Raw genomic sequence first — 24,456 nt, forward strand, 5'->3', positions numbered from 1 at the left:
TTTACCTAAAAATTTGATTTCAATTTGATGAAAAAACTATTGTTTTTTATTGTTGCCTTTTCTATTCAACTACATAGTCAAACAACTGACACCGTTGCAAAAAAAGAAAAAGTGAAACTAGAGCTCGACGAAGTGGTTGTTTCTGGTACGCTTAAACCAATGCGGAGATTACAAACTCCTGTCCCAGTAGAAATAATAACAGCTACATTTTTAAAACAAAATCCTACCGCAAATATCTTTGATGCATTACAAAATGTAAATGGCTTACGTCCTCAAAACAATTGTAATGTTTGTAATACTGGCGACATTCGCATCAATGGTTTAGACGGTCCCTACACGATGGTAACTATTGATGGTATGCCCATAGTGAGTGCCTTAGGAACAGTTTACGGCTTATCCGGAATACCCAACTCCATGATTGATAGAATAGAAGTGGTTAAAGGTGCCGCCTCAACTTTATATGGAAGTGAAGCAGTCGGCGGATTGATTAACATAATTACCAAAAGGCCAAAAACGGTTCCAACTATTACAGCCGATATTTTCTCTACATCCTGGTTAGAAACCAATATCGATTTAGGGTATAGAGCCAATTTTGGCAAAAAAGTAGATGCGCTAATTGGAGTAAACTATTTTAAATACAACAATCCGTTAGACAACAATAATGACAATTTCACCGACCTCTCCTTGCAGGATCGAGTTTCAATATTTTCAAAATTAAATTTTAGCAGAAAATCTCAAAAAGAGCTCAGCTTGGTTTCTCGTTATTTATATGAGGACCGATGGGGCGGTGAAATACAATGGAATAAAGGTTTTAGAGGAGGAAACCAAGTATATGGAGAAAGCATTTATACTTCTCGATACGAATTTCTTGGAAAATATGAACTCCCTGTTCAAGAAAAATTGTATTTCCAATTCTCAATTATTGGTCATGATCAAAATTCTGTATATGGTAATTCTACATTTCTTGCCAATCAAAAAATTGCTTTTGGACAATTCCTTTGGGATAAGAATTGGAAGAACAATTCATTTCTTTTTGGAAGCGCTTTCAGATACCAATACTATAATGACAATACGCCTGCTACTAACAACGCAAATCATTCTAAAATTTACAGCCTATTTGCACAAGATGAAATTACTTTTTCAGACAAAACAAGTACTCTCCTTGGACTGCGTTATGATTACAATTCAGCACATGGCTCTATAGTAACCCCTCGTTTTGCTTTTAAATACAAGCCCACTCCCAATGATATTTTACGATTCAATTTTGGAACCGGTTTTAGAGTAGTTAACCTTTTTACCGAAGATCATCAAGCATTATCTGGAGCGAGAGATGTCATATTGACCTCTAATCTTGAGCCAGAAACATCGTATAACGTAAATTTTAACTACCTGAAAAAATACAGCTTAACAAATGCTGGAGTCATTAATTTAGAATTTTCTTCTTGGTACACCTATTTTACGAATCGGATTTTTGCCAATTATGATTTGAACCCCGATCAAATTGTATACGATAATTTGAACGGCTATTCTAAAATTTTTGGGCTTAGCTCAAATGTAGATTGGATCACACCATTTGGTCTAAAAGCCAGTCTTGGCGCCAGCTATTTTGATCCTTTAACAATGCAAGACAACCAAAAATTTGTGCCCCTTTTTACAGAAAAATTTTCGCTTAACTGGGCTGTTAGTTATGAAATTCCGTCTTGGTATTTAGCCATTGATTACACTGGAAATCTCACTGGGCCAATGCGTTTGCCTCTACTTGGCCCACTTGATCCTCGTCGAGAAACTTCTCTTCCATTTAGTATCCAAAACATCCAATTTACATTTAAAAAAATTCATAATTTAGAAATCTACACGGGAATAAAAAATTTACTAAACTGGACGCCTAATCGCAACAATCCGTTTTTAATTGCTCGTGCTAACGATCCTTTTGACAAAAATGTGCAATTTGATCCTAATGGCAATGTGGTACCAACTGTTGACAATCCTTATGGTTTGACATTCGATCCAACTTATGCTTATGGCCCTAACCAAGGGATTCGCTTTTTTGCTGGACTACGATTTCATATTGACTAACATTTTAATCTTATCTTGTTTTTATTACTTATTTTTGAAACATGAAGCAATACGACTACATTTTTACCGGCTCAGGCTTATCCGCTTTAATGACGGTATCCAAAATGATTCTGTCTCAAAAATTTCAAACCAAAAGTATTTTGCTTTTGGACGAAAACGCAAAAGAAACTAACGATCGAACTTGGTGTTTTTGGGATCAAAAAGAAACTCTTTGGGAACCTTCTATTTCAAAAAAATGGGATTCGGTGTTGTTTGCTAATGCTGATTTTAAACGAAACTTAGAATTACACCCCTACCAATACAACAAAATTCAGGGATTGGATTTTTACAATCAGTTATTGGAATTGATTGCAAATCAAAAAAATATTGATTTTGTCCAAGAAAAAGTCCTTGCAATAGAAGAATCAGAAAGTATTGTTTTGGTAAAAACCGAAAGTCAAAGTTATTCTTGTAGCCAAGTTTTCAATTCGATTTATAATCCTTCATTAGTCACCAATCAGTCGAAATATCCTTTGTTGCAGCAGCATTTTGCGGGTTGGTTTATTAAAACCGAAAAGCCAATATTCAATCCCGAGCAAGCTACATTTATGGATTTTTCGGTGGCGCAAAAAGGAAACACCCGTTTTATGTATGTTTTGCCTACTTCAGAAACCGAAGCCTTGTTGGAATACACTTTGTTTTCAAAAGACTTGCTTTCAAAAGAAGAATATGAAACCGAAATCGAAAATTACATTCAAAAATTAGGTATTCAAAACTATAAAATTGTCGAAAAAGAGTTTGGAAATATCCCCATGACTTGTTACCCTTTTTGGAAACACAATACCCAAAATGTAATTAATATTGGCACCGCAGGAGGTTGGACCAAAGCCAGTACAGGTTTTACCTTCAAAAATTCCGACCAAAAATCAACTGAATTAGTTTCGTTTTTAGAAACTCAAACCGATTTTAGAAAGTTCCATAAAAAGACTAAATTCTGGTGGTACGATTTGCTTTTGTTAGACATTTTAGACCAAAAAAATGAAACAGGAGCTGCCATTTTTTCTGCCCTTTTCCACAATGGAAATTCACCACTTATTCTTAAATTTTTGGATGAAAAAACTTCATTTTGGGAAGATTTGCAAGTCATTTGGAAATGCCCAAAAGGACTTTTTATCAATGCTTTATTAAGACGACTATTCCGATTTTAATTTAGCTATTCAACGATAACAAATCTTTATGATTTGATTACTTCTTTAGACCAGATTTCTATTTATCTTTGCCTAAGATTTTTTGAATCAAATATCGTATATCATTAATTTAATATAAATAATTATGTATCCAGAAGAAATGGTAAGACCAATGAAAGCGGAATTAGTTGACGCTGGTTTTCAAGATTTACATACTGCTGAGGCTGTTGAAAACGCTATCAAAGGAGCAGGGACTACATTAGTAGTAGTGAATTCTGTTTGTGGTTGTGCTGCAAGAAACGCACGTCCGGGAGCAAAAATGAGTTTAGAAGGTGCTAAAAAACCAGATCATTTGATTACGGTTTTTGCAGGAGTTGATAAAGAAGCAGTTGATGCAGCGCGTCAACACATGTTCCCTTTTCCTCCATCTTCACCAAGTATGGCTTTGTTTAAAGACGGTGAATTAGTTCATATGTTAGAGCGTCACCATATTGAAGGTCGCCCAGCCGAATTAATCGCAGAAAACTTACAAGACGCCTACGCAGAGTTTTGTTAGACTTGCCGCTAAGGCGCTAAGTCACAAAGAAAATTATTACCGCAGATTCGCAAATTACAATCTTCATAAAAGAAGAAAATTTGCGAATTTGCGGTTTTTTTATGGTCCTTTGAGAAAAATCTTTGTAGCTTTTGTGGTTAAATACTACCTTTGCAACCGAGTTCTTCCATTTAGAACTCCTACATAATTTCTCACTTAACCGTTTATAGCATGCAACTGTACAACACCTTAAGCGCAGAAGAAAGAGCCGAGCTGATTGATCAAGCCGGCAAACAAAGACTTACTTTGTCTTTCTATGCGTATGCCAAAATTGAAGACCCTAAAAAATTTAGAGACGATTTATTCGTTGCTTGGAATGCCCTTGACGCCCTTGGCCGAACTTATGTTGCCAAAGAAGGTATCAATGCTCAAATGTCAGTTCCTGCTGAGAATTTTGAAGCCTTTCGCGAAACTTTAGAAGTCTATCCCTTTATGCGCGGCATTCGTTTGAATGTAGCCGTAGAACACGACGATCACTCCTTTTTAAAATTGACGGTGAAAGTTCGCGACAAAATTGTAGCCGACGGTTTGAACGACGAAACTTTTGACGTAACCAATATTGGTGTACATTTAAAAGCCAAAGAATTCAACCAAATTTTAGACGATCCCAACACCATTGTGGTCGATTTTAGAAATCATTACGAAAGTGAAATTGGTCATTTTAAAGGCGCCATCACTCCCGATGTTGAGACTTTTAGAGAAAGTTTGCCTATCATTAACGAGCAATTGCAAGACCATAAAGAAGATAAAAACTTGGTGATGTATTGCACGGGCGGAATTCGTTGCGAAAAAGCATCGGCATACTTCAAGCACCAAGGTTTTAAAAAGGTATTCCAATTGGAAGGCGGAATCATCAACTATGCTAAGCAAATCCAAGAAGAAAATCTAGAAAGTAAATTCATTGGGAAGAATTTTGTTTTTGATCATCGCTTAGGCGAAAGAATTACTGATGATATCGTTTCGCAATGCCATCAATGTGGTAAACCTTGTGATAATCATACTAATTGTTCCAATGACGGCTGTCATTTATTATTCATTCAATGCGATGACTGTAAAGCCGCTATGGAAAATTGTTGCTCATCTGAATGTCAAGAAATTACCCATTTGCCTTTAGCCGAACAAATAAAATTGCGTCGCGGAAAACAAGTTGGAAATAAAGTATTCCGAAAAGGAAAATCAGAAAATTTAAAGTTCAAACATTCGGGCGAACTTTCGGATACGGCATTGGCTACAGCCTCAAAATCAAAAGATATTCGTCAAAAGATTAAGATAAAAAAAATACTTTTAGGCAAAGTAGAACACTATTATGTGAAGGCACAAGTAGGTCTTTTTGTAATCGAAAACAACGAATTAAACGTTGGAAACACCCTATTTATTTCAGGTCCAACCACGGGAAATCAAGAATTAGTTTTAGATAAAATGTTGGTCAACGGAAGTGAAAGCACTGTAGCTAAAATAGGTGATAAAGTAACTTTTGAAGTCCCATTTAGAGTGCGATTATCGGATAAATTGTACCTTAAGTTACAAAATTAAAGCTATTTATTTTTCAATATAATCTATCCCATTTCGTAACTGAAATGGGATTTTTACTTTAACAAAAACCCTATAAAACTTAAAACTAAAAAATACTATCTTTACACCTTATTCGTTTTATGAACTTAAGTTGCATTCATTGCAACACTACATATAAATTATGGCATGTACAAGTTGTTCAACTTCTGATGGTGGTGCACCAAAGGGTTGTAAAAATAATGGGACTTGCGGCACCGATAGCTGCAACAAATTAACCGTTTTTGACTGGCTTTCTAATATGAGCGCCCCTAACGGCGAAGCTCCATTTGATTGTGTGGAAGTCCGTTTTAAAAATGGAAGAAAAGAATTTTATCGCAATACAGAAAAATTGACTTTAAGCATTGGTGATATTGTTGCAACTGTAGCCTCACCAGGACATGATATCGGAATTGTTACTTTAACTGGCGAATTGGTTAAAGTACAAATGAAGAAAAAAGGAGTCAATCATGAAAGTGCTGAAATTCCAAAAGTATACCGTAAAGCCTCTCAAAAAGACATCGACATTTGGTCAGCAGCAAGGGACCGTGAAGAACCGATGAAAGTGCGTGCACGTGAATTGGCTATTCAACAAAAATTAGAAATGAAAATTTCGGATATTGAATTTCAAGGAGACGGCTCAAAAGCTACTTTTTATTATACCGCAAATGACAGAGTCGATTTTCGTCTATTAATCAAAGATTTTGCTAAAGAATTCAACACGAGAATTGAGATGAAACAAGTTGGTTTCCGCCAAGAAGCATCTCGTTTAGGAGGCATTGGTTCTTGCGGAAGAGAGTTGTGTTGTTCTACTTGGTTGACTGATTTTAGAAGTGTCAATACTTCAGCAGCTCGTTACCAACAGTTGTCATTGAATCCACAAAAATTAGCCGGTCAATGTGGTAAATTGAAATGTTGTTTGAACTATGAGTTAGACACTTACATGGATGCCTTGAAAGATTTTCCTGATTTTGACACTAAATTAGTGACTGAAAAAGGGGACGCTATTTGCCAAAAACAAGATATTTTCAAAGGTTTAATGTGGTTTGCTTATACTAATAATTTTGCCAACTGGCATGTATTAAACATAGAACAGGTTAAGGAAATTGTTGCCGAAAATAAATTGAAAAACAAGGTGTCTTCATTAGAAGATTTTGCCATTGAAACGGTTGACGAACAAGAAAAGAACTTCAACAATGCAATGGGGCAAGAAAGTTTAACTCGTTTTGACCAACCAAAGAAAAAGAAAAGACCAAACAAAAAACCGAGACAAGCTGTTGAAGGAAATGTAGGAAATAATAGACCTGCTAATCCTAACAACAGTAAGCCTTCGGGAAATAATAACCGACCAAATAACAACAAGCGTCCGAATCCAAACCAAAAAAGTGGAGAGCCGAGAAAACCGATAATTATTACTAAAAATGAGGATAAAAAATAGTCTTGTTTTTCTTTTAATTGGAATTCTCTTTTTTTCCTGTGATAAAAAAAGAGTTTTTGACGAATACCATTCGGTTGGTAGTGCCTGGCACAAAGACAGCACGGTTACTTTTCAATTGCCCGAATTAGATTCGACTAAACGATATGATTTGTTTGTCAATTTGAGAAGCAATGACAATTATCCGTTTAACAATTTATTTTTGATTGTGGCGTTAGAATTACCCAATGGATTTACCAAAGTAGACACTTTAGAATACCAAATGGCTAATCCTGATGGGACCCTTCTGGGCGAAGGATTTACTGACATCAAAGAGAGTAAATTATTCTACAAAGAGAATGTAAAATTTAGAGGAAAATACAAAGTATACATCAAACAAGCGGTTCGTGAAACAGGCAAAGTTCCTGGAGTAGAAGAGCTTGAGGGAATTACAGACGTAGGGTTTAGAATAGAAAATAAAGAATAGAAAATTAAATTATGGCTATTATTAATCGTAAAAAAAATCAGGTTCCTGATTCTGAAAAAGACATTCAATATTATTCCAAACTATTTTGGAAGTATTTCTTTTATGGTTTGGGAGGCATTGCCTTATTTTTCCTATTTGCTTCTTGGGGGCTTTTTGGTTCTATGCCTTCATTTGAAGACTTAGAAAATCCAGACTCTAATTTAGCAACCGAAATTATCTCTGCTGACGGGGTCGTCATTGGAAAATATTTTGAAAAAAACCGTTCCCAATTAAAGTATTCCGACTTACCTAAAAATTTAGTGCAGGCGCTTGTGGCAACAGAAGATGCTCGTTTTTACGATCACTCAGGAATTGACGGTAGAGGAACATTACGAGCTATTTTGAGCTTTGGTACATCTGGTGGTGCCAGTACACTAACCCAACAATTGGCTAAACAATTATTCCATGGTGAAGGGTCTAAATTCTTACCGTTCCGAATCATTCAAAAAGCTAAAGAATGGATTATTGCCATTCGTTTGGAAAGACAATACACCAAGAACGAGATCATTGCCATGTATTGCAATGTGTATGATTTTGGTAACAACTCTGTAGGGGTCAACTCGGCTGCTAAAACCTATTTCTCAAAAGAACCTAAAGAATTAACTATTTCCGAGTCGGCAATTTTAGTTGGAATGTTTAAAAATTCAGGGCTTTATAATCCAGTTAAAAACCCAGAAGGCGTATTTAATCGTCGCAATGTGGTATTGAAGCAAATGGAAAAAGCAGAGATTATTACCGAAGCCGAAAAACTAAAATTACAAAGTTTGCCTATCAAATTGAACTTCAAATTAGAAAGTCATAAAGATGGAACAGCTACTTATTTCCGAGAGTATTTGAGAGAATACATGAAAAAATGGGTAGAAGAAAATAAAAAACCAGACGGCTCAGATTATAATATTTACAGAGACGGATTGCGTATTTACACTACTATTGATTCTCGCATGCAATTGTATGCTGAAGAAGCCGTTGAAGCTCACATGGCAAACATGCAAGAAGAATTCTTCGAACAAGCAAAAGACAATAAAAACGCTCCTTTTGTCAACATTTCTCAAGCCGAAACGGATCGTATTTTGAAGAAAGCTATGAAGGCATCCGCACGATGGAATATTATGGAATCCAACGATAAAAGTGAAGAAGAAATCATTGCTTCGTTCAAACAAAAAACCAAGATGAAAGTCTTCACTTGGAAAGGAGAAAGAGATACGGTTATGACGCCTTTGGATTCCATTCGTTATTACAAACACTTTCTACAATCCGGTTTAATGGCAATGGAACCTCAAACGGGTAACATTAAAGCTTGGGTAGGTGGTATTAATTACAAATACTTCCAGTACGACCACGTAGGACAAGGAGCAAGACAAGTGGGGTCTACATTCAAACCGTTTGTTTATGCAACAGCAATTGAACAATTGAATATGTCGCCTTGTGATTCTATTTTGGACGGCCCTTTTATGATTCGCAAAGGAGAACACAATGTAACTGCTGATTGGGAACCTAGAAACTCCGATCAAAAATACCGCGGAATGGTTACTTTAAAGAGGGCTTTGGCTAACTCGATTAATACAGTTTCAGCGAAATTAATTGACAAAACTGGACCTGAAGCCGTAGTAGAATTAACGCATAAGTTAGGAGTAACTTCTGAAATTCCTGCACAACCTTCAATTGCTCTTGGCGCAGTCGAAATTACCGTTCAAGATATGGTGGCTGCTTACAGCACCTTTGCCAATCAAGGAGTGTATGTAAAACCGCAATTTTTAAGAAAAATTGAAGACAAAAGCGGTGTAGTTCTTTACGAACCTGTTCCAGAGTCGCATGATGTGTTGAATAAAGACATTGCATTTGCAGTTATTAAATTATTAGAAGGCGTAACCGAAGGTGGATCGGGAGAACGTTTGCGTACCGAAAGTGGTGGAAACGGTGACAACCGTTGGACGGGTTATCCGTATATGTTTAAAAACCCAATTGCTGGTAAAACAGGAACTACACAAAACCAATCCGATGGATGGTTTATGGGAATGGTTCCTAATTTAGTGACCGGAGTTTGGGTAGGTTGTGAAGATCGTTCGGCACGTTTTAAAAGTCTAACCTATGGTCAAGGAGCTACTTCTGCCTTACCGGTTTGGGGCTATTTTATGAAAAAATGCTACGAAGACGAAACGCTCAACGTGTCAAAAGAAAATTTTGACAGACCCGCTAATCTATCTATAAAAGTAGATTGTTATTCTAAACCTAGTGCCGTCGTAAAAGACAGTACTGATGTGGAACAAGATACTGAAGAATTCGAATTATAGAATTTATAAGGTTATACATTACAAAAAGTAATATCATAAAATATGATTAACAAAAAAGTAGCTAACGTAAATCAAGCTCTTGAAGGTATTCAAGACAACATGACACTTATGCTAGGTGGCTTTGGATTGTGTGGTATTCCAGAAAATGCAATTGCCGAGCTAGTAAAAAAACAAACTAAAAATCTCACCTGTATTTCCAATAATGCTGGAGTAGATAATTTTGGTTTAGGTCTTTTATTACAAAACAAACAAATCAAGAAAATGATTTCTTCCTATGTGGGAGAAAACGCCGAATTTGAACGCCAAATGCTTTCGGGCGAACTCGAAGTAGAACTCATTCCACAAGGGACATTGGCAGAAAGATGTCGGGCAGCACAAACCGGAATTCCGGCATTTTTTACTCCAGCTGGATATGGAACCGAAGTTGGAGAAGGAAAAGAAGCGCGCGAATTCAACGGAAAAATGCATGTTTTAGAACACGCTTTTCAAGCTGATTTTTCTATTATAAAAGCATGGAAAGGAGACACCGCCGGCAATCTTATTTTTAAAGGAACGGCGCGCAACTTTAATCCGTGTATGGCAGGTGCCGCAAAAATTACCATCGCCGAAGTCGAAGAATTAGTTGAAGCTGGAACCTTAGATCCCAACCAAATTCATATTCCGGGTATATTCATACAACGTATTTTTCAAGGGGAATTGTTTGAGAAAAGAATTGAACAACGAACGGTAAGAAAAAAAATGTAGCAATGAATTAATTTAAAAATATACCAATTATGCCCCCTGAAAATATAATTTTAAATAAATCAATTGATTTCTCTTTAGACATTATTAGCTATTGCGAAATCCTAGAAGAGAAAAGAAAATATGTAATTGCAAACCAATTATTAAAGTCTGGAACAAGTATTGGTGCTAATATTCATGAAGCTCAAAATGCAGAAAGTAAAGCTGACTTCATTCACAAGATGAAAATCGCAGCTAAAGAAATTGAAGAAACAAAATATTGGTTGATCCTTTGCGAAAAAGCAAAATCATACCCATTTAATGAAAACTTAAAACAAAAAATTAAAGAAATTTCATTAATCACATACAAAATAATTACGTCTAGTAAAACGAAATAACTTAAACCCATTGCTACATTAATTAATTGATAAATTGATACATTAATGCTATGTTAACGAAAGAAGAAATCGCAAAAAGAATCGCACAAGAAGTCAAAGACGGCTATTATGTTAACTTAGGAATTGGAATTCCAACTTTGGTGGCAAATTATGTTCGAAACGATATTTCGGTTGAATTTCAATCGGAGAATGGTGTTTTAGGCATGGGGCCTTTCCCTTTTGAAGGTGAAGAAGATGCCGATTTAATCAACGCCGGAAAGCAAACCATCACCACACTTCCCGGAGCCAGTTTTTTTGACTCGGCATTGAGTTTTGGAATGATTCGTGGACAGCATGTTGATTTAACTATCCTTGGCGCTATGGAAGTAGCTGAAAATGGGGATATTGCTAACTGGAAAATTCCAGGAAAAATGGTCAAAGGAATGGGTGGAGCGATGGATTTAGTAGCTTCTGCCGACAATATAATTGTAGCCATGATGCACGTTAACAAGGCAGGCGAAAGCAAGATTCTAAAGAAATGTTCGCTTCCACTTACGGGCGTAGGTTGCGTTAAAAAAGTCGTAACTGAATTGGCGGTTATGGAAATCACACCAAAAGGGTTTAAACTAATCGAACGCGCACCAGGTGTAAGCGTAGAACATATCATTGCTGCAACAGAAGCGGACTTAATTATTGAAGGGGACATTCCTGAAATGAAAATTGACTAATGTACTTGCTGCAATTGCAACAATCAATTTCAATGTCAAAATTTAATTAATTTCCTAGATATTGGTAACTGCGACTTCCTTTTTGAAAGATCTAACGAGTACCGTAAACTTCTAGACAGCCTACAATTCAAAAACCAATAATAAAGCCAAACTGCAAGACCCGAAGTTTCGGAATCAGAATCTTGTAGGTTTTTTATGAAAAATATTCTCTAAATAATTTATTATATTTGTTCTAATAAACCCAAACTATCCCAAATGAAAACAACTTCTAGCCCCTTGACTTTAAAAATCTGATTTGTCTTTTCCATTTACACAGTAAACAAAAAAACCTGCCATTACTAACAGGTTAAGATCTTAAACTTGGTTACGTTATCTTACAGATAAGAGGCTTTTCCAAGCATCACAATGCAAATGTAAATGGATTTCTTGAATTAAAAAACAGTATAGATATCAAATCCTATTTTTTCAACTTGAAGAACAACTAAATGCTATTTGATAGCGAGTTGCTTTTCTTAGAAAAGCAGTATAATTTAGATAATTAATCTAAAAATCAATTAGAAAACAAAGACAAATAAGGTGGAAGATTAAAAATGGGCTTTCTATAAAAAACGAAACCCAATAGTTTGAATTGCTTCAGGGACTAATGGGAATAAGATTTGACAAAGATATAGTAAAATTTTGAAAAACAAAATAATTAATGAAATATACTGATTTTGTAGGTGTAATGACCCATCCCCGAATGAACCGCTATTTAATAGCTTGTAATGGTAATACTCGAAAGGCAATGACGCTTTATAGAAAAAATTTACAACTTACTCAAGAACTATTTACGGTGATTAGTTGCTTTGAAGTTGCCCTAAGAAATGCTATAGACACTACTATTACTTCATCATTAGGAAATGATTGGATGAAAAATGCGGCTTCTATTAGTGGCGTATTTGATACACCAAAATGTCGTATAACAAAAGATAATATTAACGATGCTATTAATAAACTACATACTTACAGTCATTATAAGTTAGTGGCAGAATTAGGTTTTGGATTCTGGCGTTTTATGTTTGCTCAAAACCAATTTAATGCCACAAATAAAATATTGTTACGGGTATTTCCATCAAAACCAAAATCATCACCAGCAATGCAATACAACAACATTTACATATTTAACCAGTTGGCACAACTCAATGAGATTAGAAACCGAATGGCACACCATGAACCCATCTGCTTTTTACCAGGCCAACCAATAAAAGATACCTCTTATACAAGAAAACACTATACTTTAATTTTAGAATTATTTCAATGGATGCAAATTGACGAAGCTGCTTTGTTGTATGGCTTAGACCACATCAATACCGTTTGCAATGAAATTGATAGTTTGTAAAGCAGAATTTTTATATTTTGACATTAGTTCATTTTCACATTAAAAATTCTTACATTTGAAATGCCCCTGTAACTGCAATAGATCCCGAGTCCATTTCCTTTACAGATTTATCGAAAATTAAAAACAGCCGTTTGTAAACGCTTGTATATTGCAAACATGCGCATATAAAAGAGTTACCTGATATTTTAACCAAAATTTCGCTAAAAAAAGAAAATAGAAAAAATAACGTTTAAACAATTACACTATGAAAAAGATTATTTTATTATTGTCATTATTAAGTTCTTCAACAATTATTTACAGTCAAGAAACAGAATTTAAATTTGTAAAAGAAGGATTTACAGATTTTGTAATTACTCAATGTGAAGGTAAAACACAATCGGAATTATATAAAAAAGCATTAGATTGGGTTTCTGTAACTTTTAAAAATCCAAAAGAGGTTATCAAAGCCCAAATTGAAAATGATTATATTAGAATTGAAGGTTCTAGCAAAAATTTAGTTTGTTTTAATGCTATGGGGAAATCTTGCAATACTGCAAAATACAATATTGAAATATCATTTAAAGATGGTAAATATAAATTTGATGTTATTAATAATATTGAATATTTATATGAAGCAGGTTGGGCGGAAATTAGATTAGATAAAACGGAACTTTACTATAATAAAAAAGGTGAAATAAGAAGCACCTATAAATATTTCCCTGAAATTGCTGATTATTTTAATAATCTTAATTTCGAATTAAAAGAATTCTTAATAAGTGATAAAATTCCTAGTAAAAAAAGTGATTGGTAAAATAGTCAAATGAAAAATTTAGAAATATATAAAGAATTTTATTTTAGAGAAATCGACCGTAAAAATGAATTAAACAACATTATAAATATTCCGATTATAATTATTACAGGGATTATTTCTGTTCAGTTTTATTTTTACAGCCAACAAATTGAAAATTCTTTAAAAATATATTTGGAAGTTTTATCAATAATTTCTGCGTTAAGTATTCTTTATTCAATATTCTATCTTTTGAAATCATTTGGTAATTTTTTCAAAAATCATAGTTATAAGGAATTGAATGAAATGAATTCAATTTATAAATATGAAAGGGAATTAATAAAAGAACAAAAAAAAACAGCAGATGCTGAAAGTTTATTTTTAGAATATTTAAACGAACAGTTTTCTGATTGTGCAAGTCATAATTTTTTAATTAACAAAACTAGAACTGAAGACATAGCAAAATCAAAAAAAGGAATTTTTATAAGTACAATTTTGTTTTCAATAATATTTTTAATTTCAATTATTACAATGGCAAAAAAAACTGAAAATACCAAACCAATAGTTAAACCAGTTACAACTATTCAGCAACCACAAAGTGTTTTAATAAAAAACAGTAAACAGACGAAAGAAACGCCTAAAACAAACATAAAAAGAAGTAATTAAAAACATCAGGTAACAGCAGTTTGCAAAAATGGCGGGTTTTGGGCTTAATTTAAAGTTGGTTTTGTACTTACAGAGTCAGTGTTTAACCGAAAGTTTAGGCTTCCTTAGTCCACCACTTCTGCAAGCTGCAAAACGTTGTAAATAATGCCCGAATTTGGGGAAAAAACAGAAAAATGTTCAAAAAGTCAAAAATAAAAAACCGCAAATTCCAGATTTTAAATCGCCCAAAAGAAGAAAATTTGAAAATTGAAACGAACAGATTATAGCGCCGAATCGGAAAAATAGCTTTATGAGTTAAAATATTTTTATAAATTTCACTTTAAAAATTCAACTATGAAAAAATTATTGATATTATCAATTTTACTAACTAACACATTTGCTTTTAGTCAAACTATAAATAATGATAAAAATGGATATTATGAAATAATTGAAGTTGACAGTTTATCAAAAGCACAAATTTACAATAGGTCAAAAGAATGGATTGCATTAAATTATAAATCGGCAAATGATGTTATTCAGTTTGATACAAAAGATCAAATTATTGTTAAAGGAGTTTTTAAAATACCTTATCTTACTTATGAGTATACCTACAACCACTCATTAATAATGTATTTTAAAGAAAATAGATTTAAGGTTGAAATAATTTTAAATTCAATGCATAGCAATTTGTCAACTGATATTATAAATGTTGAAAACGGATTTTTGAGTACAAATAGTGAAGAAATTTTTGAGCGAATTATTTCAAATCCACTCCTCCAAGAAGAAAATATAAAAAAAACGTTCTTAGAACAATTTAAAAATATGGGTTTTAGTGAAAATAAAGCTTTAAAAGAATGGGATAAAAATAGAACAGATATGCTTTCGTCAATTCCAAAATCAACTAATGATATTGATATAAAAACTATTACTCAATACGTAGAGTCGATTAGAATAAAGGTAAAAAATATTTTTAATAGTATTGAAGAGTCTTTTAATAATAAGAATTCAAATGATGGGTGGTAAAATCAGATTACGGTGAAATGCAGAATTTTAATTTTGGAAAGGAGAAAAGAAAATAGGACAACTTGATACTGTAAAAAATTATAAAAAAGAGGAGTATAAAAAATAGATAACTCCTTTTTTGTATTTTTGACTATAATTTTCAAGCTGATGAACTTAATTGACCTTCATTTTAAAGACATTCTCACGTTATGCAAAACGCATAAGGTAAAGTCTTTGTATGGCTTTGGTTCTGTTTATACTGATCAATTCAATGCTGAGAGCGATGTGGATTTAGTAGTGGATTTTGAAAATATAGACGTTTTAGAATATGGAGATAATTATTATGATTTAAAATTTTCTCTTGAAACCATTTTGAAAAGAAAGGTGGATTTAATAGAAGAAAAAGCGGTGAAAAACCCGTATTTCAAGCAATCACTAAATCAAAATAAAGTATTGATTTATGGATAATTCGATCAAAACATGGTTGTATGATATTCTAAATTCAATCAATGAAATTGAAAGTTATTTCGTTGAAACTCCTAAAATGTTCGAAATTTATCAAAACGATTTAAAAACTAAGAGAGCCATTGAAAGAAATATTGAAATCATTGGCGAAGCTATGATTCGAATTCTCAAAGAAAATAACAGCATTGAAATTTCAAATTCTAGAAAAATAGTGGATGTAAGAAACCGAATTATTCACGGCTACTACTCCGTTTCTGATGATGTAATATGGGGAATTGTAATTAAGAATTTACCTGTATTAAAAACTGAAGTATCGCATTTACTCAACGAATAAGTTCTTCCTAAATTTTATATCTCCTTCAAGATAGACCGCGTTAGGGATGGAAGCGGCATCCTTTTTTGTGAGTAGGCTGAGGTTCCCGAAGCCCGAACTAAAAAGATACAGCGTACAGCCCGGCCAACGCCCAAAAAACAATATTAATTTCATTTGTCATTCCGAACTTGTTTCGGAATCTGAATTAGATGCTGAAACATCCCGACGCTTCGGAACGGCATAAAACAGACATAAGAAAACCTGCAAGGCATTGAAGCTATTGCAGGTTTGTTTTTTATACCTAAAAGGTTATTGAAACCTTTCTAATTTTACAAATTCTCAAAGAAATCGTTTCCTTTATCATCGGTAATAATGAAGGCAGGAAAATCTTTCACGGTAATTTTACGTACCGCTTCCATACCCAATTCTTCAAAATCCACTACTTCTACTTTCAAGATATTGTCTTGCGCTAAAATGGCAGCTGGACCACCAATAGAACCTAAATAGAATCCGCCATAGGTTTTACAAGCATCCATTACTTGTTTGGTACGGTTTCCTTTGGCCAACATAATCATGCTTCCACCTGCTTTTTGGAACTCTTCTACATACACGTCCATTCTTCCTGCCGTAGTAGGTCCAAAACTTCCTGATGGCATTCCGTCTGGAGTTTTAGCCGGCCCTGCGTAATAAATTGGATGGTTTTTAAAGTAGTCCGGCATTGGTTTACCCGCATCCAATAATTCTTTGATTTTGGCGTGAGCGATATCACGGGCTACAATCAAGGTTCCGTTTAATTTCAATCGGGTTTTGATTGGGTATTGCGATAGTTCTTTTAAAATATCCGCCATTGGTCGGTTCAAATCTACCTCAACTGGCGCTTCCAAATGCGGAGGCGTAGCCGGTAAAAATTGTTTTGGATTGGTTTCTAATTGCTCTAAAAAAATACCGTCTTTGGTAATTTTTCCTTTGATGTTTCTATCTGCCGAACAAGACACTCCCAAGCCAACCGGACAAGAAGCAGCGTGACGTGGCAAACGAATCACTCGTACATCGTGGGCAAAATATTTTCCGCCAAACTGCGCTCCAATGGAACTTTCTTGGCAAAATTCTAGTACTTTTTTCTCCCATTCTAAATCACGGAAGGCTTGACCTGCCATGTTTCCAGAAGTAGGTAAATTGTCAAAATACCCTGCTGAAGCTTTTTTCACGGCTGCCAAATTCGCTTCGGCAGAAGTTCCCCCAATTACTAACGCCAAATGGTACGGCGGACAAGCCGAAGTACCCAAATCTTTGATTTTTTGACGAATGAACGTCTCCATCGATTTGTCGTTTAGCAAGGATTTTGTTTGTTGGTACAAAAAGGTTTTGTTCGCCGAACCGCCTCCTTTTGCTAAAAACAAAAACTCATAAGAAGCTCCTTTTTTAGCATAAATATCAATTTGAGCCGGTAAATTCGATCCTGAATTTTTTTCTTCAAACATCGAAATCGGAACAATTTGAGAGTAACGTAAATTCTTATTTTGGTAAGTATTGAAAATTCCTTTTGACAACCATTCGGCATCATCGGCTCCAGTGTATACATTTTCGCCTTTTTTAGCCATAACAATCGCTGTTCCGGTATCTTGACAAGAAGGCAATTGCCCTTCTACAGCTACAACTGCATTTTGCAATAAATTGTAGGCCACAAAACGATCGTTGTCTGTCGCTTCGGGATCGTTCAAAATGTTATTTAATTTTTGCAAATGTGATGTTCGCAACATAAACGACACGTCGTTCATGGCTTCTTGCGCTAGCAATTCCAATCCTTTTGGATCAACAGTTAGAATTTCTCGATTTCCTAATTGTTCTAGTTGTACAAAGTCGGAAGTTAATTTCTTGTATTGTGTATCGTCTTTCAAAATCGGATACGGGTCTTGATATATAAAGTCCATTATTGAATTTTTAGAGGAGTAAAGTTACGGAATGTTTGACATTTACCCTTTTATTAATTTGCTAAATTACTATACTTAGAATTATGTTGTATTTGTACATAAACCATTGGATGAAAATCGTTTGCTGTCATAATGCCAACGGATTGAAATCCGTTGCAACATAATGGGTCGTCCCTACGGAACTTGTACAAGTAAAGAGCCATCGGCTCGGATCATTTTAAAAGGCTGGACTTCAGTCCAGTCGAAATACAAAAACGAACATCCATAATAAAGAACCATCGTTGCTATAAAAAAATCCTACACCAACAGATTGAAATCCGTTGCAACAAAATAAATCGTTCCTACGGAACTTGAATATGTATAAGAGTCATAGGCTCGGCTCATTTAATAAGGCTGGACTTCAATCCAGTCGTTCTCCAAAAGGAAAATATCATAACAAGCCATCGCTCGTACACTTTTATAAAGCTTGCAGGATTATAGTTTTAAAAAAACCAGCTTGCTACCAAAATCGCTGTGATCACACATATTAAATCTACCAAAAGCATAGTGCTCAATGTATAACGGGTGTTTTTCACTTTAATCGAACCAAAATACACCGCAATCACATAAAAAGTAGTTTCGGCACTGCATTGGAAAATAGAACTTAATCTGCCCGTAAAGGAGTCTGGTCCAAATGTTCGCATAGCGTCGATCATAAATCCTCTTGAACCACCGGAACTAAAAGGTCGTAACATGGCTACAGGAAGCGAATCGGTGATTTGCTTACTAACGCCAATATTAGAAAACACAAAAGAAATTCCGTTACTGATGATTTCAAATAAACCACTATTTCTAAAAAATGAAATCGCTACCAACATACCCATTACATATGGGAAAATAGTAACACCTGTTTTTAAACCATTATTAGCACCTGTTACAAAAGTGTCAAAAATAGTAGTGTCATGAGCCACGAATTTTTTCTCGTTTATAAACGAAAAAACCAAGGTAAAACCAATAATAGCCACCAACATTAAACCTGAAAGATTAGAGGTAAAAAAGTTTTTACCAATTAAATCCAAAGTATTGATGTAAAACAAAAGTCCCACAATAGCAGCAATAATAGTCATCAAAGCTACCAACAAAGAAGCACTTTTGAAATTGACCTTTTGACGAATGCCAACAATCAAAAACGCAGCAATCGTTCCAATAAAAGAGGTCAAAATACAAGGTAACATGACATCGGCTGGATTGGCGGCATTTTCAGCAGCACGATAACCAATAATAGAAGTAGGTATTAAGGTCAATCCTGCGGCATGTAAACACATAAACATAATTTGTGCATCGCTGGCTTTGTCTTTTTCTGGATTTATAGTTTGCAAACTTTCCATTGCTTTTAAGCCAAAAGGAGTAGCTGCCGAATCCAATCCAAGGAAGTTGGCGGCAAAATTCAATGTCATGTATGAAATCGATTCGTGGTTTTTTGGAACGGATGGGAATACTTTAGCAAACATCGGGCTCAGTTGACGGGCTAATTTTTCGGCTGCGCCAGAAATAATTAACAGCTCCATGATACCGCAAAAGAATGCCAAATAAGCAATCAATGGAATAATCAAGTCCAATAGGCTATTTTTACAAGTAGGCAATAAACCATCTGATTTTTGGACACCACTATAAATTTTAACCGTTTTATTTTGGAAAACATAAGTAGTGTCGGCATTGAGGGTATCTCGGTTGACAACCATCGTTTGTTCAGGAGCATTTTTGATACTATCTTTTACAAAAGCTGGAACTTGCTCAATGTATTTTTCTGAAATTAAAATGGGGTCGTCTTTTTTCCCATTCAACACGTGGTCAATAGTATAATTACCACCTGAAAACAAACTAAAAACTACAAAAGCAATGGAGGAAATAAAAATAGCCAACCAAAATCTACTTAATACCATAATTTATATTTTTTGTAAAAATATAGATTTAAAACCAATGGATTTAAAAAAATACAACACGAATTACAGAATTTATCACCAATTCAATTGGTGCAATCTGTCAAATTGTGTTTCAATTAAACATGAATAATCTCGTCTTCAATCAATAAATCTTCGCGTCTCAAACGAAGAAAAATTTGTGCCACAGCAATGGTGTCTTTTTCGCAATAGGTTACAATTCGGTCGATATCTTTTTCTACATAAAAAACATGTCCCACCTGACTACCATCAATATCGCCTTTTGAGGAAGGAATTCCCAATACTTTACACATCAATTTTAAGGAGGTGAAATGTTTGTAATCGCCAAATTTCCATAACTCCAAGGTATCCAAGTGCGGAATTTCCCAAGGCTTTTTACCAAATAAATTCAGTTTATTCGGAATAGGAATTTGGTTGATAATCATGCGGCGCGCTAAAAACGGAATGTCGAATTCCTTAGCATTATGACCACACAAAATATGTTGGGCCTGATTAAAATGATTGTTCAATAAATTATTAAAATCGCGTAAAATTTTCTTTTCATCGCCAAAAAAAGAGGTAACTCTAAAATTACGAACATCTCCTTTAATCACAAAATACCCCACTGATACACAAACAATTTTTCCAAACTCAGCCCAAATCCCTGCGCGGTCATAAAATTCCTCAGGGCTAAAGTCTTCTTTACGTTGGTATTGGGTTTTGTGTTCCCAAAGATCTTTCATTTCGTCGTCAAGCGAATTAAAATGTTCTTCTTCTGGAACCGTTTCGATATCTAAAAAGAGAATATGATTCAGGTTAATTTTTTCGATCATGGGATATATGGGTTAGATAGTTAGACTAATTAGATTTTTAGATGGTTAGATTGGTTAAGATTTTTGGATCACTAGATTAATAGAAATCTAAAGTAATAAACTGTAATTATTTTAACGTTAGAAATACATCTAAATTTCTAAAAATCTAAGAAGTCTTATTCAAAAAGACTTTGTTGTGTACTTGGATTTTCGTGTTCTAGCAACCATTTTTTACGCCACAAACCTCCTGCATAACCTGTTAGTGAACCGTCAGCACCAATGACTCTATGACAAGGCACCACAATCCACAAGGGGTTTTTACCATTGGCAGAGGCAACGGCGCGAATTGCTTTTACATCGCCGAGTTGTTTGGCTAATTCTAAATAACTTATTGTTTTTCCAAAAGGGATTTCGCATAAGCCTTTCCACACTTTTTGCTGAAATTCGGTCCCAACAGGATTCAATTGGAAATCAAAATGGGTTCGTTTTCCATCAAAATATTCTTGTAGTTGCGTTACCGCTTCATGTAAAACCAACGGAATTTCTTCGGAAACAACGCCTTCATCAGCAATAGCGATTACTGCAATGCCATTCTCATTCCCTTTAATAGTGGCTATGCCTAAAGGGGTTTTTATTCCAACTGTTTCCATTGTATAAAGATAAATGATTTTGGTTCAAAACAAAAAACCACTCGAATAGTCGAATGGTTTTTGTCTTTTCTATAGTTTCCATCCTTCTAAAGGCCAGAAGCTTTGGCTATTATTTAAAAGTATAGCAGCCTCTTTCGCAAAATACGTCGAAATTAAACTAGCTCCGGCGCGTTTGATGCACATCAATTGTTCCATCATAATTTTGTCATTGTCTAGCCAACCTCTTTCGGCAGCTGCTTTTATCATCGCATATTCGCCAGATACATGAAAAACCGTCACAGGAACATTCACCGCGTTTTTTACTTCGCGAACAATATCCAAATAAGCAATTCCGGGTTTAACCATCACCATATCGGCACCTTCTTCCACATCCCAAAGCGCTTCTTTAATGGCTTCTATACGATTAGCATAATCCATTTGATAGGTTTTTTTATCCTTTGGCACTACCACGTCCGATTCTCTTGGCGCACTGTCTAGTGCATCACGAAACGGACCATAAAACGCCGACGCATATTTAGCCGAATAACTCATAATGCCTACATTCTCAAATCCTGCAGCGTCTAAACCTTGGCGCAAACGTAAAACGCGTCCGTCCATCATATCACTTGGCGCAACAAAATCAGCTCCTGCTTGTGCGTGAGAAACGGCCATTTTAACTAAAGCATCGTTAGTAGCATCATTATCGACATCGCCTTTTTCAATGATTCCGTCGTGACCATAAATAGAATATGGGTCCAAAGCCACATCCGGCATCACAATCATTTCGGGGCAAGCCGCTTTAATAGCACGAATAGCTTGTTGCATCAATCCGTTGGGATTCCATGCTTCTTTGCCTGTATTGTCCTTTAAATCTTCGCTTACTTTTACATAGATATTCACGGCACGGATCCCTAAATCGAATAATTCTTTAACTTCTTTTACGGTTAAATCTATAGAACGACGAAAAATTCCTGGCATTGATGGAATTTCGACTTGCACATTTTCTCCTTCTGCAATAAACATCGGAAACATAAAATCGGCCGGACTTAATGTGGTTTCTCTAACTAATGAACGAATGCTTTCGTTTACTCGTAATCTTCTGCCTCTTTGTAGTGGAAACATAGTAATTTATAATTTATAATTGACACAGGATAATTAAATCCAATCAACTGGTTTTTCTAATACTTGAATTAATTTTTCTTCTTCACTTCCCGCCACAGGATGATGATCATAATGCCATTGAACCTGTGGTGGTAAACTCATCAAAATCGATTCGATTCTACCGTTAGTTTTTAAACCAAATAAGGTGCCTTTATCGTGCACCAAATTAAATTCGACATAACGTCCACGGCGGATTTCTTGCCAAGTTCTTTGCTCAGCTGAATACGGTAAATCTTTTCTTTTTGCTACAATTGGCAAATAGGCCTCAAGAAATGAATTCCCAACTTCGGTAACAAAGTTGTACCAATCTTCCATAGATTGTGCTTCGGTTGCTTTTAGATAATCGAAAAATAAACCTCCAACTCCTCGCGCTTCATTTCGATGTGCGTTCCAAAAATAGGCATCGCATTGTTTTTTGTATTTCGGATAAAATGCTGCATTGTGTTGGTCACAAGCCGTTTTACAGGTTTGATGAAAATGAATCGCATCTTCTTCAAACAAATAGTACGGAGTCAAATCTTGGCCTCCGCCAAACCAACTGTTGATTACTTTCCGCAAGCCTGTACTGAGCTCTGTCGAAGTATCATACATTTCGAAATACCGCCAATTGGCATGAACAGTTGGTACCATTGGATTTTTTGGATGAATCACCAAACTCAATCCGCAAGCAAAAAAATCAGCTTCGCCTACGTTGAATAATTTTTGCATCGAATCAGGCAGTTTTCCGTGAACCGCTGAAATATTAACGCCTCCTTTTTCAAAAACTTGTCCGTTTTCAATTACGCGCGTTCTTCCGCCACCGCCTTCGGGTCTGTCCCAAAGATCTTCACGAAATTTGGCAACGCCATCAATGTCCTCTAATCCTTTACAGATTTGATCTTGAAGGGTTTGTATGTATTGGTAAAATTGGTCTTTCATTTTTTTTCTGCTAACTAATAACTTAACACTGATTACTGACCGTACTCCTTCACCGCCTCCACAAATGCCTTCGCATGATCCACAGGAATGTTCGGTAAAATACCGTGACCTAAGTTGACAATGTAATTGTCCTTACCAAATTCATCTATCATTTCGTGAACCATTTTTTTGATGGTAGGAATTGGCGATAACAAACGACTTGGGTCAAAATTTCCTTGCAAGGTGATGTTTCCTCCTGTTAAATAACGGGCATTTCTTGGCGAACAGGTCCAATCTACTCCCAAAGCCGAAGCTTTTGATTTTGCCATTTCGCCTAAGGCAAACCAACACCCTTTTCCGAAAACAATTACTTTTGTTTCGTCTGCAAGTGCCTCTACAATTTGGTTGATGTATTGCCAAGAAAATTCTTGATAATCTACCGGAGACAACATACCTCCCCAAGAATCAAAAATCTGAATGGCGTTGCAACCTGCTTTTACTTTTTCTTTCAAATATAAAATCGTCGTATCGGTAATTTTTTGCAATAAGGTGTGTGCCGCCACTGGATTGGAGAAACAAAATCCTTTAGCAGTATCAAAGCTTTTAGACCCTTTCCCTTCCACAGCATAACAAAAAATCGTCCAAGGTGAACCAGCAAAACCAATTAATGGCACCTCATCGTTCAACATTTCTTTGGTCAATTTGATGGCATCAAAAACATACCCTAAGGTTTCATTCACATCTGGAACAAATACTTTTTTTACATCTTGTGTAGTACGAATTGGATTCGGGATTATCGGACCTAAATTGTCTTTTAATTCTACGTGAATTCCCATCGCTCTTGGTACCACCAAAATATCCGAAAACAAAATCGCAGCATCTGGTTTCACAATACGAATTGGTTGTACGGTAATTTCAGCCGCTAATTCAGGCGTTTCGCAACGCGTAAAGAAATCGTATTTGTCACGCAAAGCTCTGAATTCAGGTAAATATCTTCCCGCTTGACGCATCATCCAAACTGGAGGGCGTTCTACTTTTTCGTTATTTAAGGCTCTTAAAAAAAGGTCGTTCTTAATCATTTTTTATTTGTTTTTGCC

The 24,456-nt window shown here is 35.2% G+C and carries 23 protein-coding genes; 16 read left to right on the forward strand and 7 right to left on the reverse strand.

The genetic code is table 11. From position 1 onward, the window contains the following. Window positions 1-111: 111 nt before the first annotated feature. From LPC23_RS02315 to LPC23_RS02390, 16 genes are all read left to right on the forward strand, one after another. Window positions 112-2,076 (forward strand): TonB-dependent receptor plug domain-containing protein, encoded by a 1,965-nt coding sequence (locus LPC23_RS02315; RefSeq protein ID WP_338032155.1) that lies wholly within the window; start codon window positions 112-114, stop codon window positions 2,074-2,076. Between the two features lie 41 nt (window positions 2,077-2,117). After that, entirely contained in the window at window positions 2,118-3,263 is a 1,146-nt protein-coding gene (locus LPC23_RS02320) for a lycopene cyclase family protein (RefSeq protein ID WP_229330778.1), read from the forward strand. 124 nt (window positions 3,264-3,387) lie between these two features. Then, entirely contained in the window at window positions 3,388-3,798 is a 411-nt protein-coding gene (locus tag LPC23_RS02325) for a BrxA/BrxB family bacilliredoxin (protein ID WP_229326138.1), read from the forward strand. Between the two features lie 210 nt (window positions 3,799-4,008). After that, window positions 4,009-5,370 (forward strand): oxygen-dependent tRNA uridine(34) hydroxylase TrhO, encoded by a 1,362-nt coding sequence (gene trhO / locus LPC23_RS02330; RefSeq protein WP_229330780.1) that lies wholly within the window; start codon window positions 4,009-4,011, stop codon window positions 5,368-5,370. A 160-nt stretch (window positions 5,371-5,530) separates the two neighbouring features. Then, the gene (locus LPC23_RS02335; RefSeq protein WP_229330782.1) at window positions 5,531-6,823 is read left to right on the forward strand and encodes a PSP1 domain-containing protein; all 1,293 of its coding nucleotides are present in this window, start codon (window positions 5,531-5,533) and stop codon (window positions 6,821-6,823) included. Beyond that, the gene (locus LPC23_RS02340) at window positions 6,807-7,286 is read left to right on the forward strand and encodes a gliding motility lipoprotein GldH (RefSeq protein ID WP_229330784.1); all 480 of its coding nucleotides are present in this window, start codon (window positions 6,807-6,809) and stop codon (window positions 7,284-7,286) included. The genes LPC23_RS02335 and LPC23_RS02340 overlap by 17 nt, the downstream gene beginning before the upstream one ends. A 20-nt stretch (window positions 7,287-7,306) precedes the next feature. Beyond that, complete coding sequence (locus tag LPC23_RS02345) at window positions 7,307-9,616, forward strand: penicillin-binding protein 1A (protein WP_229331568.1); 2,310 nt, start codon at window positions 7,307-7,309, stop codon at window positions 9,614-9,616. 42 nt (window positions 9,617-9,658) lie between these two features. Beyond that, entirely contained in the window at window positions 9,659-10,360 is a 702-nt protein-coding gene (locus tag LPC23_RS02350; protein ID WP_229330786.1) for a CoA transferase subunit A, read from the forward strand. Between the two features lie 29 nt (window positions 10,361-10,389). Then, the gene (locus LPC23_RS02355) at window positions 10,390-10,734 is read left to right on the forward strand and encodes a four helix bundle protein (protein WP_229330789.1); all 345 of its coding nucleotides are present in this window, start codon (window positions 10,390-10,392) and stop codon (window positions 10,732-10,734) included. Window positions 10,735-10,784: 50 nt separating this feature from the next. After that, window positions 10,785-11,441, forward strand: coding sequence for a CoA transferase subunit B (locus LPC23_RS02360; protein WP_229330791.1), 657 nt, complete (start codon window positions 10,785-10,787; stop codon window positions 11,439-11,441). Between the two features lie 697 nt (window positions 11,442-12,138). Continuing rightward, a complete protein-coding gene (locus LPC23_RS02365) occupies window positions 12,139-12,819 on the forward strand; it encodes an Abi family protein (RefSeq protein WP_229330793.1) in 681 nt (226 codons plus the stop codon). A 244-nt stretch (window positions 12,820-13,063) separates the two neighbouring features. After that, window positions 13,064-13,609 (forward strand): DUF4468 domain-containing protein, encoded by a 546-nt coding sequence (locus LPC23_RS02370; protein ID WP_229330795.1) that lies wholly within the window; start codon window positions 13,064-13,066, stop codon window positions 13,607-13,609. 9 nt (window positions 13,610-13,618) lie between these two features. Continuing rightward, window positions 13,619-14,251, forward strand: a complete 633-nt coding sequence (locus LPC23_RS02375) for a hypothetical protein (RefSeq protein ID WP_229330797.1) — start codon at window positions 13,619-13,621, stop codon at window positions 14,249-14,251. Window positions 14,252-14,584: 333 nt separating this feature from the next. Beyond that, window positions 14,585-15,253, forward strand: coding sequence for a DUF4468 domain-containing protein (locus LPC23_RS02380; protein ID WP_229330799.1), 669 nt, complete (start codon window positions 14,585-14,587; stop codon window positions 15,251-15,253). 147 nt (window positions 15,254-15,400) lie between these two features. Further along, entirely contained in the window at window positions 15,401-15,700 is a 300-nt protein-coding gene (locus tag LPC23_RS02385) for a nucleotidyltransferase family protein (protein ID WP_229330801.1), read from the forward strand. Beyond that, window positions 15,693-16,031, forward strand: coding sequence for a HepT-like ribonuclease domain-containing protein (locus tag LPC23_RS02390; protein WP_229330803.1), 339 nt, complete (start codon window positions 15,693-15,695; stop codon window positions 16,029-16,031). Before LPC23_RS02385 ends, LPC23_RS02390 begins: the two co-directional genes overlap by 8 nt. A gap of 308 nt (window positions 16,032-16,339) precedes the next feature. Here the strand turns inward: LPC23_RS02390 and LPC23_RS02395 are convergent, their stop codons facing one another. The 7 genes from LPC23_RS02395 to hemE form a co-directional block, all read right to left on the reverse strand. Next, window positions 16,340-17,941 carry a fumarate hydratase gene (locus tag LPC23_RS02395; RefSeq protein WP_229330805.1) on the reverse strand — a complete coding sequence of 534 codons (1,602 nt, stop codon included), beginning with the start codon at window positions 17,939-17,941 and terminating at the stop codon, window positions 16,340-16,342. 482 nt (window positions 17,942-18,423) lie between these two features. Continuing rightward, window positions 18,424-19,863 carry a nucleoside recognition domain-containing protein gene (locus tag LPC23_RS02400; RefSeq protein ID WP_229330807.1) on the reverse strand — a complete coding sequence of 480 codons (1,440 nt, stop codon included), beginning with the start codon at window positions 19,861-19,863 and terminating at the stop codon, window positions 18,424-18,426. Between the two features lie 116 nt (window positions 19,864-19,979). Then, window positions 19,980-20,693, reverse strand: a complete 714-nt coding sequence (locus LPC23_RS02405) for a 3'-5' exonuclease (RefSeq protein ID WP_229326155.1) — start codon at window positions 20,691-20,693, stop codon at window positions 19,980-19,982. A 155-nt stretch (window positions 20,694-20,848) separates the two neighbouring features. Further along, window positions 20,849-21,322, reverse strand: coding sequence for a methylated-DNA--[protein]-cysteine S-methyltransferase (locus LPC23_RS02410; protein WP_229330809.1), 474 nt, complete (start codon window positions 21,320-21,322; stop codon window positions 20,849-20,851). 69 nt (window positions 21,323-21,391) lie between these two features. Beyond that, the gene (gene hemB, locus LPC23_RS02415; RefSeq protein WP_229330811.1) at window positions 21,392-22,423 is read right to left on the reverse strand and encodes a porphobilinogen synthase; all 1,032 of its coding nucleotides are present in this window, start codon (window positions 22,421-22,423) and stop codon (window positions 21,392-21,394) included. Window positions 22,424-22,456: 33 nt separating this feature from the next. After that, entirely contained in the window at window positions 22,457-23,380 is a 924-nt protein-coding gene (gene hemF, locus LPC23_RS02420; RefSeq protein ID WP_229330813.1) for an oxygen-dependent coproporphyrinogen oxidase, read from the reverse strand. 32 nt (window positions 23,381-23,412) lie between these two features. Beyond that, on the reverse strand, window positions 23,413-24,438 hold the full coding sequence (gene hemE, locus LPC23_RS02425; RefSeq protein WP_229330815.1) for a uroporphyrinogen decarboxylase: 1,026 nt from the start codon (window positions 24,436-24,438) through the stop codon (window positions 23,413-23,415). Window positions 24,439-24,456 lie beyond the last annotated feature (18 nt).

The organism is Flavobacterium ammonificans, assembly GCF_020885975.1.
GTDB classification, from domain to species: Bacteria; Bacteroidota; Bacteroidia; order Flavobacteriales; family Flavobacteriaceae; genus Flavobacterium; species Flavobacterium ammonificans.